Source organism: Streptomyces sp. NPDC006997, from assembly GCF_040635175.1.
In the GTDB taxonomy this organism is placed as follows: domain Bacteria; phylum Actinomycetota; class Actinomycetes; order Streptomycetales; family Streptomycetaceae; genus Streptomyces.
This window is the reverse complement of record NZ_JBEYHH010000040.1, coordinates 51,664-61,518: the sequence shown is the minus strand read 5'-3', so window position 1 is coordinate 61,518 and position 9,855 is coordinate 51,664. Positions and strand designations below refer to the sequence as shown.

Here is a 9,855-nt window from a genome sequence, read left to right as displayed (position 1 = left end):
CCCCCCAACGCCACCGAAATCAGATCCCGCAACTGCAACACATACGTCTGCAACGTCGTCCGCGCACTCCGCGGCGGACGACCCGCCCACAACTCATCAATCAACGCCGACACCGGCACCACACGATCCGCGTGCAACGCCAACAACGCCAACACCTGCCGCGGCTTCGGCGCCGTCGGAGCCACCGACACCCCATCCACCCGAACGTCCACGATCCCCAACACATCGATCTGCACGCCGCAGTCCCCCTAGACAAGTGCGCTGCCATCACTGTCATTTGACACACCGAGTACAAAACAGTCCGCACGGTTTGTCAACAGCCAACCCCCCACACCCAACCACCCCTCACCCCACCCCTCACCCCACCCCACAACCCAGCCCACAAACCGGACAAAGAATTATCTTCCATCCCGAACTCCTGCCCATTCCCGCCTCACACCCCATCATCGAAACCAACTCCTCATGCCGTTCGCCACTCACCCAAAACGCCCTAAGCAATCAAAACCGGCACATCGGTCCAGAGGGTGACAAGGATCTGAATACAGCACCTCGGATCCAGGCGCGCGAGTCACACGAACACGCAGGCGCGGAAGCAGGGCACACCGGGGCAAGAGCAGCACAACCGGAGGCCGCAAAGGGAGGAGTCAGAGGGGTGGGGGGACTGGAGTGGGGGCGACATGTGAACCAGGGCAGTGATGACTGGAACATGGATCGAAGACAGCAGCGGAGACGGAAAACGAACAAACAGGCACAGCCGTACGCGGGTCGCAGCCGAGGCCGCCACACCCACTCATGAGACACGGCCCCCAGCACCCCCCGGTTCACCATCCCCCTCAACCCCCGCGCCCTGGCCGCCGAGCCGATGGAGTCGGCCAGCCGCACCACCGGGGAAGGGATGACAAACGGCCACGACGCCTCACCAGGGTCTCACCTCCGCCCATACGGTCACCGACCCCTCGACCGATCAGTCCTGATTACTCCGCTTCCTCGGCACGAAGAGCCAAATGTTGGCTGATATCGGTCGAACAGGCAGCGAAGGACCGCCCGTTGCAGAGACGTACACAAGGTGGCTGGATGCGGAGTGAAACCGTTGCGCTCACAGAACCGGCGGATCTCCATATCACGTGAGCAGCTCGCCGCGACCGTGATTTTCTTACTCCTGCGGCATCTCCCCAGCCAGGAAGGCTGCGACCAGGCGTTCCCCCACGCACATCCGGCCCATCCCCGACTGCAGGTCAGGGAGTGGCTCGCCCTCTCGCCCTCGCCGAAGACGCAACCCGACGTCATGAACTCATTCAGCTTTCAACCATGGCCGAATACTGACCCAGGAGCAGCACGGCAAGGCCATCGGCGTGTGGACCGGCGTCGCCGGAGGCGGCGGCGTCCTGGGCATGTTCCCGTCCGCGCTGCTCGTCGACGTCGCCGACTGGCGCTGGCCGTCCGCCCTGCCCGGGCGGGCGTCGCCGTCACCGTCACCGCCGTCAAGGACCGTCCCGCCGTACGCCCAAGGGCCCACAACCGCACCTCGCCGTAGGTGCTGCTTCAGCATCTGCCCGACGTGCGGGACCCCGATCCCGGCCGGAAAGTTCAGCTCACCCGGCGGCAGCGGATGCGCGGCAGGGGCGCATTCTGGAGTGAACGTGCGCCGGGCGGTGCCCCCGGGTGGCCGTGCGGCGCGGGCGTCCTCGGGACTTGGGCTGGTGTGAAGCACGTGACGGGAAGTGCCGGTCAAACCGATTCCTCGGGCGGAGTGTGTGCGTGCTTCGCGGTCGGCAGGTCGGTGACGAGTCGGTCCTCGCGGGAGAGCGGTTGGTCGATGACGATCACCATCCGCGTATTCGTCGTATCTACGGACTAGTTTTGGCCCTCTTTCCTCGCTCCCTCTCCCTGCGGCTACCTAGGACAAGCCGCCCGCCAACCGGTGGACGGGTCAACGCAAGGTTGAGGAGTGACCCATGAAGAAGAAGGCGTACGAAGCGCCGACCCTCGCCCGGCTCGGCACCTTCCGGAAGAAGACCGGGCTGCTCCAGCACTCGGGCAACGACCGGCTCATCCTGAGCAAGAACTGACGGTCCCACGACCGACGTCATGACGGAACAGCACCACAGCCCAGGGGCGGGCCCCGGTACCGGTACTGCGCACTTCGCGGTCTTCACCGACCGTGGGGACGCGGCCACCGTGGCCCGCTCCCTGCGGCGCACCGGTACCCGGGTCGTCGAACACGCCTCAGGTCGGCCCTGGTTGGTGGGCCGATGGGACGACCGTGAGATCGTCGCCGTCCGGGTCCGCTCCGCCGCCCTCGCCCTCGTCGGTGACTTCGCGGCCGACAGGAGGGAGCTGGAGCGCGTCGCCGCCCGGCTGCGGGACCTCGCCGAGCTGGACGCGTGGGTCCGCTCGCAGCCCGGCAGCTTCCACCTCGTCGCCTCGCTCGACGGGCGGATGAGGGTGCAGGGCACCGCGTCCGGGCTCCGGCTGGTCTTTCACGCGTCCGTCGACGGTGTGACCGTGGCCGCCTCCCGCGCCGACGTCCTCGCCACCGCGCTGGACCGTCCCCCGGACCCCGGGGAACTGGCGGTGCGGCTGCTGTGGCCCACGCCGCACCCCCTGTACGAGAGGCCGCTGTGGCACGGGATCACCGCGGTGGCCCCGCAGGACTGGCTGCACGTCGGTCCGGACGGGCACGGCGTACGCCACTCACGCTGGTGGACCGCCCCGGAGCCGGTCCGCACGCTCGCCGCCGGGGCGCCCCGGGTGCGCGAGGCACTGTCCGACGCCGTGGGTGTGCGCACCGGCGACGGCGGCGTGGTCAGCTGCGACCTGTCCGGCGGTCTCGACTCCACCTCGGTCTGCTTCCTCGCCGACCGGTCCCCCGCCCGGGTGGTGGCCAGCACCTGGCCCGGTCGGGACCCCGCCGACACGGACCTGCGGTGGGCCAAGCGGGCCGTCGCCGCCCTGCCGGACGTCGAGCACGTCGTGTGGGACGCCGACGACTCCCCCCTCGTCTACACCGACCTCCTGCACATCGACGACCTGCTGGACGAGCCGACCATCGGCGTCATGGACCGCTCCCGCGTGCTCCGGCACCTGCCCGCCATGGCCGAGCGCGGCAGCCGCGTCCATCTGACGGGCATCGGCGGCGACCACGTGGCCTGGTGTTCCGAGGCGTACTACCACCGGCTGGCACGCACCCGCCCGCTGTTCGCGCTACGGCAACTGCGGGGGTTCCGGGCCCTCTGGCAATGGCCTCTCGGCGGGACGCTCCGCGCGCTGGCCGACACCCGGTCCTACGGCGAGTGGCTGCGCGGCACGGCCCGCCGCCTGCGCGACCCGCTGCCCGCCACGGTCACCACCAGCCTCGGCTGGGGTATGCCGCCCCGGCTGTTCGAGTGGGTCACTCCGGAGGCCCAGCGGCTGGCCGGGCAGGCGCTCGTGGAGGCGGCGGCCTCGGTGAGCCCGCTCCACCCGGACCGGGGGCTGCACGCCGACCTGGAGCAGATCCGCTCCTGCACCCGCGTCATCCGCCAGTGGGACCACATGGCGTCCCGGTGTGGGGTTCCCATGGCCTCCCCCTTCCTCGACGACCGCGTCATCGAGGAGTGCCTCTCGGTACGGCCCGACGAGCGGGTCTCGCCCTGGCGGTACAAGCCCCTCCTGACCGCCGCCATGCGGGACGTCGTACCGGACGAGTGCCTCCGGCGTGCCGACAAGGCCGCCGCCTCGATGGACGCGGCGGACGGTCTGCGGGAGCACCGTGCCGACCTGATGGCGCTGTGGGAGGACTCCCGCCTGGAACGGCTCGGTCTCGTGGACGGCGACATGCTGCGCCACCTCGCGCAACGGCCCTCCACCCCCGTACTGCGCCAGGCCGTCCTCTACTCCACCATCGCCGCCGAAGTGTGGCTCCGCTCCCTGGAGCGCGCCCCCGGGCCGATCCCCCGCCCCGCCCACCGTCAGACACCCGCCGTCGGTCACTGACCCCGGTCACCGGCCGCGGACCGCGAAGGGGAACCGAGCATCCATACGGCCGTTCGACCGCGCTACCAGAAGGGAACATCCCCATGCCCCTGCGTTTCGCCGCCCATGTGTCCTCGGCGAAGACCGACTACGGCACGGTGCTGTTGGACGAACGAGGCGGTGAGTACTGGGAGTTGAACCCGAGCGCGAGTCTGGTGATCGGTGTGCTGATGGCGGGCGGCGACGAGTCGGCGGCCAGTGGCGCGCTGGTGGCCGAGTTCGATGTCGACGCCGGGAGCGCGGAGCGGGACGTGGCGGCGCTCGTGGAGCAGCTGCGGGCCTCGGGGCTGGCCGAATGACGACGCCCAGTGCTCTCCAGCGACCGGACGACGTCCCCTTGCGGCGCCGGATGGCCGCCCGTCTCGTGCTCCTTCCGGCGCTGGCACTGTCGTTGCTGCCGCCGCGCCACATCCGTGCCGTCCTGGAGGTGGCGCGCCGGGGCGCCGTACCGGCGGACGGTGTCCGGGCGCAGGACGCCAGGGACGCGCTGTGCGCGGTCAGTCTGCGCTGCGCCGGGCCCAAGGGGTGTCTGCCGCGGTCACTCGGCGCCGCGCTGCTGTGCCGACTCGGCGGTACCTGGCCGACCTGGTGCACCGGCGTGCGGGTGGTACCGCCGTTCACCGCGCACGCCTGGATCGAGGCGGAGGGGCGTCCGGTGGGCGAGGGGGCTCCCGACGACTACTTCGCCCGGCTGGTGACCGTAGCGCCCGTACGACGACCGGTGGACCGGTGAGCCGCACCGCCTCGACGGAGCGGGACCCCACCAAGTCGGCCGGGCCCGCCACGCTCGCCGCCCTGTACCGGCTCACCGCCGGGCACCGGGGCGCCGTGGTGCTGGCCACCGTGCTCACCCTGGTGGGCTCCGCGCTGGGGCTCGCCCAGCCGTGGCTCGCCAGGGAGGTCATCGACCGCGGCGGGGCCGGGAGTCCGTACGGGACCGGGCTGTTGCTGCTGGGCGGGTTGTTCCTCGGTGAGGCCGTGACCGGTGCCGTCGGTCGTTTCCTGCTGGAGCGGACCGGTGAGGGCGTGATCAAGGGGCTCCGGCACGGCCTGGTGCGCCGGTTCCTGCGGCTGGAGATGCGGGAGTTCCACCGGCACCGCAGCGGGGATCTGACGTCCCGCGTGACCGCCGACACCACGCTGCTGCGCGAAGTCGTCTCGCAGGCGCTCGTCGATCTCCTCACCGGCGTGCTCGTGGCCGCCGGGGCCATCGCCCTGATGGGGTGGATCGATCCGCTGCTGCTGTTCCTCGTCGCGCTGACCGTGCTGCTGGCGGCGGGGGTCGTCACCTCCCTGCTCAAGGGCATTCGGGCCGCCTCGGTGCAGATGCAGGGGGCCGTCGGCGCGGTCGCCGCGGACCTGGAGCGGGCCCTCGGCGCCCTTCCCATGGTGCGGGTGCACCAGGCCGAGGAGCGCGAGGCCGCGCGCATCGGGGAGCGGATCGACTCGGCGTACCGGTCGGGCGTGCGCACCGCCAGGCTGGCCGCCGTGATGAGCCCCGCCGTCGAACTCGCCGTGCAGGGGTCGTTCCTGCTGGTGCTGGTGATCGGCGGGCTGCGCGTGCACTCCGACGGCGCCTCGCTCGGCGACCTCGTCGCCTTCCTGCTGTACGCCTCGTACCTCGTCCTGCCGCTGTCCTCCGTGTTCCGCGCGATCGGCCTCATCCAGCGCGGCATGGGCGCCCACGAGCGCATCCAGCAGGCCCTCGCGCTCCCGGCGGAACCGGAACCGGGACCAGGACCGACATCGCCGGTCCAGCCGACGGCACGACGGGTCGCCGGTCAGGACACCCCCGTACTCGCCCTGCGCGACGTCCACTTCGCCTACCGGCCCGGTCTCCCCGTGCTCCGCGGAGTCTCCTTCGCCGTCCCGGATCACCGGCAGGTCGCCCTGGTCGGGCCGTCCGGGGCGGGCAAGAGCACGCTGTTCTCCCTGATCGCGCGGTTCTACGAGCCCGACGCGGGGACCGTCCTGTTCGACGGGCGTCCCGCGGCCGGACTGGGGCTCGCGGACTGCCGGTCCCGGATCGCCGTGGTCGACCAGAACACCCACGTCGTGCACGGCACCCTGCGGGACAACATCGCGTACGGCGCACCCGACGCCGGCGACGCCGAGGTGCGGCGGGTCGTGGAACTCGCCCGGCTGGAGGAGGTCGTCCGGCGTCTCGACGGCGGCCTGTCCGCGCTGATCGGCGAGCGCGGCGGCACCCTGTCGGGCGGCGAACGGCAGCGGGTCGCCCTGGCCCGCGCCCTGCTCACCTCTCCGGCGCTGCTCCTGCTCGACGAGCCGACCTCCCATCTGGACGCGGTCAACGAGGCCGCGCTCACCGGTGTGCTGAAGGACCTCGCCACCGAGTGCGCCGTCCTCGTGATCGCGCACCGGCTCTCGACCGTCCAGCACGCCGACCGCATCGTCGTCCTGGAGCACGGCCGTGTCACGGCCACCGGGCGGCACGAGGACCTCCTCGTCGACAGCGCCACCTACCGTCGGCTCGCCGCCGGACAGATGCTCCGGCCAGCTGCGCCGTCGGGAGGACGTCCGGGGGTGGACCCGCACGCCGCGTCTTTTGACTGATTGAGGACAAAGTATGGACGGCGCAAGCGAAAGTCCTTACCGTCATGGACCAACTGCTCCCCGAGGTACAGCGCGACCCCGCACCCGCTGGACCCGCGGATGCCCTTTCCCCCCGTTCGGCCATGGCCGCAGGCCGCGTTCGGCGCGGGGCGGGGTGTCCGCCGTCCGCGCCCCGAGCGCCAGGAGGAAGAGTGAGTCAACGGCCGTACCGTCGACGTCGCAGACACGTCGTGAGTCTGGTACTCGCTGGGATCGTTGCCGGAAGCTGGGCCCCCGCCGCCGCCCAGTCGGCCACCGCCCACCCCACCCGGGCCGCCCAGGCCCTCCAGAACCTCCGGGCCGCCGCCGCGGACCTCCCGCCCCAGGAGCCCGGCGTGACCCTGCGCGTCTTCGACGTGCAGGTGCCCCTGAAGGAGATCTGCGAGCTGAAGGGCGGTCAGACCCCCAACGTCGACAAGCTGATGCCGACCATCGACTGGACGACGGACGACGACTTCGGCATGGGGAGCAACTTCGTCACCCATGCCCTCGCGAACCTCACCGTGCCGCAGGACGGCACGTACGCCTTCCGCCTGATCAGCGACGACGGGTCCCGGCTCACCATCGCCGAGCAGGAGGTCATCGACCACGACGGGCTGCACGGCGCCGAGCCCAAGGAGGGCTCCGTGCGGCTGGCCGCCGGGGTGCACCCGCTGCGGGTCGAGCACTTCGAGGCGGGCGGCGGTCAGCAGCTCACGCTCCAGTGGAAGCCGCCGGGCGCCGCCGACTTCGCCCTCGTGCCCCACTCGGCGCTGAGCACGGACGCCGACGTGGTGCGGGTGACCGCGCCCGGCCGCAAGGAGTGCGTCGGCGGCCAGGACAGCCCCGGCGACGGGCTGCCGCTCGCCGACGTGCACCCGGACTACACGCTCACCGACCTGCGTCCGGCCGGCTTCGAGCCCAAGGTGTCGGCCATGGACTGGCTGCCGGACGGCCGACTGGCCGTCGCCACCTGGGGCGAGAGCCAGACGACGGACGGCGAGGTCTACCTCCTGGACAACGTTATCGGCGACACCGGCCCGGAGAAGGTCACCGTCAAGAAGATCGCCTCGGGGTTGAAGGAGCCCATGGGCATCAAGTACGTCGGCGGCAAGCTGTACGTCTCGGAGAAGCACCAGCTCACCGAGTTGAACGACCGCGACGGGGACGACGTCGTCGACGACAAGCGGCGTATCGCCGCCTGGCCGTACGGCGGGAACTTCCACGAGTTCGCCTTCGGACTGCTGTACGACAAGGGCAGCTTCTACCTGAACCTGTCGGTCGCCATCAACTACGGTGGCGCCACGACCGACCCGCAGCCCGCCGAGGGCGGGCGCGGTACGACCATCAAGGTCGACAAGGCGACGGGGAAGGTCTCGTACCTCGCCGGGGGCCTGCGCACTCCCAACGGCATCGGCTGGGGGCCGGGCAAGGGCCTCTTCGTCACCGACAACCAGGGCGGCTGGCTGCCCTCGTCGAAGCTGGTGCAGATCAAGCGGGATCGGTTCTTCAACCACTACACCCGGTACGGCGACGGCTCGGCCTCCGGTCCCTTCGACGACCAGCCGGTGACCAAGCCGGTGCTGTGGCTGCCGCAGAACGAGATCGCCAACTCGCCCAGCACCCCGCTGATGCTGAAGAAGGGTCCGTTCGCCGGGCAGATGCTCTTCGGTGACGTGACGTACGGCGGGCTCCAGCGGGCGAACCTGGAGAAGGTGGACGGCGAGTACCAGGGGGCCGTCTTCCGGCACACCCAGGGCCTGGAGGCCGGTGTCAACCGGATCAGCGTCGGCCCGGACGGCGCGATCTACGCCGGTGGCCTGGGCGCCGACGGCAACTGGGGGCAGGAGGGCAAGCTCCGCTTCGGCCTGCAGAAGCTGACGCCGAACGGCACCGACGCCTTCGACATCCACTCGATGCGCGCCACGGGCAAGGGCTTCGTCCTCAGATACACCCAGCCGCTCTCCCAGGAGACGGTCGACAAGCTCGCCAAGAGCTACCAGGTCCGGCAGTGGCGCTACTCCCCCACTCCCGAGTACGGCGGCCCGAAGATCGACGAGGAGCCGCTGACCGTGTCCCGCGCCGTCGTCTCCGACGACCGTCGGCAGGTCCGCCTGGAGATCCCCGGTCTGCTGGCCGACCGGGTGGTGCACATCCGCTCCCCGCGCCCCTTCGCCGCCGAGAACGGCGAGGAGCTGTGGAGCACCGAGGCCTGGTACACGCTGAACGCGATCCCCGGCAAGAAGACGCCCGTCACCGCGTACGAGGCCGAGGAGGCCAAGCTGGGCGGCGGCGCCGGGATCAACAAGGACCACCCGGGCTACTCCGGCGGCGGCTTCGTCGACCGCTTCGGCACCCCCGGCGCCAGCACCGCCTTCCGCGTCGACGTCGACAAGAAGGGCACGTACGACGTGGGCCTGCGGTACGCCAACGGCCCGAACCCCTTCCAGGGCGACAAGAAGATCAGCCTCTACGTCAACGGCGACAAGGTGCGCCAGACGGAGCTGCCGTCGACGGGCGACTGGGACACCTGGGCCACCCGCACCGAGCGGCTGACGCTGCGCAAGGGCGTCAACACCGTCACCTACCGGTACGACGACGGCGACGACGGCCATGTCAACCTCGACATGATCCACGTCAACCGGCCCGGCGAGCGGATCCAGTTGCTCGACGGCGGCAGTCTGTCGCAGTGGCAGCACACCGACGGCCGCGCGGTGGCCTGGCCCCGGACGGACGAGAAGTCGATCGAGGTGTGCTGCGGGGACATCCGCACCAAGCAGAGCTTCGCCGACCACCGGCTGCACGTCGAGTTCCGGATCCCGCGACTCCCCGACGACGTCACCGGGCAGAACCGCGGCAACAGCGGCGTCTACCTGCAGAACCGCTACGAGATCCAGGTCCTCGACTCCTACGGCGTGACCGACCTCGCCAACAACGAGGCCGCCGCCGTCTACCTCCAGAAGGCCGCCGACACCAACGCGTCGACGGCGCCGGAGACCTGGCAGTCGTACGACATCGTCTTCCGGGCCGCGCGGTACGACAGCGCGGGCCAGTTGACCGAGAAGGCGCGCGTCACGGTGGTGTGGAACGGTACGAAGGTCCACGACGACGTCGCCCTCGACGGGCCGACCGGCGGCGGTATCGCCGAGGGCGTGGCCACCGGGCCGATCAAGCTCCAGGACCACGGCAACAAGGTCCGCTACCGCAACGTGTGGGTGGAACCGCTGGGCTGACCGCCACGGCGGCGCC

Annotated in this window: 7 protein-coding genes; 6 read left to right on the top strand and 1 reads right to left on the bottom strand. The window is 70.8% G+C overall.

Features of this window, described 5'->3' with window-relative positions; all coding sequences use genetic code 11:
• Window positions 1-236, bottom strand: a 236-nt coding sequence (locus tag ABZ659_RS30315; RefSeq protein ID WP_360226152.1) for a winged helix-turn-helix domain-containing protein, incomplete at its 3' end; no start/stop codon positions are given.
• A gap of 1,719 nt (window positions 237-1,955) precedes the next feature.
• Here ABZ659_RS30315 and ABZ659_RS30310 point away from each other — a divergent pair.
• The 6 genes from ABZ659_RS30310 to ABZ659_RS30285 all read left to right on the top strand — a co-directional run bounded on the left by ABZ659_RS30310 (window position 1,956) and on the right by ABZ659_RS30285 (window position 9,839).
• Complete coding sequence (locus ABZ659_RS30310) at window positions 1,956-2,069, top strand: keywimysin-related RiPP (RefSeq protein WP_360226149.1); 114 nt, start codon at window positions 1,956-1,958, stop codon at window positions 2,067-2,069.
• Between the two features lie 19 nt (window positions 2,070-2,088).
• On the top strand, window positions 2,089-3,975 hold the full coding sequence (locus ABZ659_RS30305; RefSeq protein ID WP_360226146.1) for a lasso peptide isopeptide bond-forming cyclase: 1,887 nt from the start codon (window positions 2,089-2,091) through the stop codon (window positions 3,973-3,975).
• Window positions 3,976-4,058: 83 nt separating this feature from the next.
• Window positions 4,059-4,313, top strand: coding sequence for a lasso peptide biosynthesis PqqD family chaperone (locus ABZ659_RS30300; protein ID WP_360226143.1), 255 nt, complete (start codon window positions 4,059-4,061; stop codon window positions 4,311-4,313).
• The gene (locus ABZ659_RS30295) at window positions 4,310-4,747 is read left to right on the top strand and encodes a lasso peptide biosynthesis B2 protein (protein ID WP_360226140.1); all 438 of its coding nucleotides are present in this window, start codon (window positions 4,310-4,312) and stop codon (window positions 4,745-4,747) included. Before ABZ659_RS30300 ends, ABZ659_RS30295 begins: the two co-directional genes overlap by 4 nt.
• On the top strand, window positions 4,744-6,588 hold the full coding sequence (locus ABZ659_RS30290) for an ABC transporter ATP-binding protein (protein ID WP_360226137.1): 1,845 nt from the start codon (window positions 4,744-4,746) through the stop codon (window positions 6,586-6,588). The genes ABZ659_RS30295 and ABZ659_RS30290 overlap by 4 nt, the downstream gene beginning before the upstream one ends.
• A 191-nt stretch (window positions 6,589-6,779) precedes the next feature.
• Window positions 6,780-9,839: a family 16 glycoside hydrolase gene (locus tag ABZ659_RS30285; protein WP_360226134.1), complete on the top strand. Its 3,060-nt coding sequence runs from the start codon at window positions 6,780-6,782 to the stop codon at window positions 9,837-9,839.
• Window positions 9,840-9,855: the final 16 nt, after the last annotated feature.

What these genes read in the sequence shown, in the direction of transcription:
- ABZ659_RS30300 (WP_360226143.1), top strand. Translation starts at nt 4,059, where the DNA reads ATGCCCCTGCGTTTCGCCGCCCATGTGTCCTCGGCGAAGACCGACTAC.
- ABZ659_RS30305 (WP_360226146.1), top strand. Translation starts at nt 2,089, where the DNA reads ATGACGGAACAGCACCACAGCCCAGGGGCGGGCCCCGGTACCGGTACT.
- ABZ659_RS30295 (WP_360226140.1), top strand. Translation starts at nt 4,310, where the DNA reads ATGACGACGCCCAGTGCTCTCCAGCGACCGGACGACGTCCCCTTGCGG.
- ABZ659_RS30310 (WP_360226149.1), top strand. Translation starts at nt 1,956, where the DNA reads ATGAAGAAGAAGGCGTACGAAGCGCCGACCCTCGCCCGGCTCGGCACC.